We start from the raw sequence: 371 nt of genomic DNA, 5'->3' as shown, positions 1-371 counted from the left end.
CCCCTTTTCCAGGCACCGGGATGGGCGCCTCGACCACATCGATCACGTCCGGGCTATTCAGCATTACGACTTTCATTTGTCATCCTTTCTTGAACGTTCGTTCCAAAATAGAGAAAAAAAACAGCTCACCGCAGCGCTTTCAGCGTGAGCTTTCCAAAGGTGCGCAATTCCGCCTCGCCGGCTCCAGCACGGGCAGCGAGCCGAATGGCAGCGAAATTCGCCTGCAGGAATCCGGCGATGTGATGCGGATCGAGATCCGCTGCAATATCGCCGTCAACCCACGGGCAGCGAGCCGAATGGCAGCGAAATTCGCCTGCAGGAATCCGGCGATGTGATGCGGATCGAGATCCGCTGCAATATCGCCGTCAACC

The 371-nt window shown here is 57.1% G+C and carries 1 protein-coding gene; it reads left to right on the top strand.

Features of this window, described 5'->3' with window-relative positions; genetic code table 11:
• The coding region (locus tag AB4Z35_RS31220; RefSeq protein WP_442101327.1) for a hypothetical protein at positions 1-335 on the top strand (335 nt) is incomplete at its 5' end.
• Positions 336-371: the final 36 nt, after the last annotated feature.

Origin of the sequence: Pseudomonas sp. KB_15 (assembly GCF_052114525.1) — a bacterium.
GTDB lineage: Bacteria > Pseudomonadota > Gammaproteobacteria > Pseudomonadales > Pseudomonadaceae > Aquipseudomonas.
The sequence above is the reverse complement of the archived record's forward strand: the minus strand, read 5'-3'. Positions and strand labels throughout refer to the sequence as shown.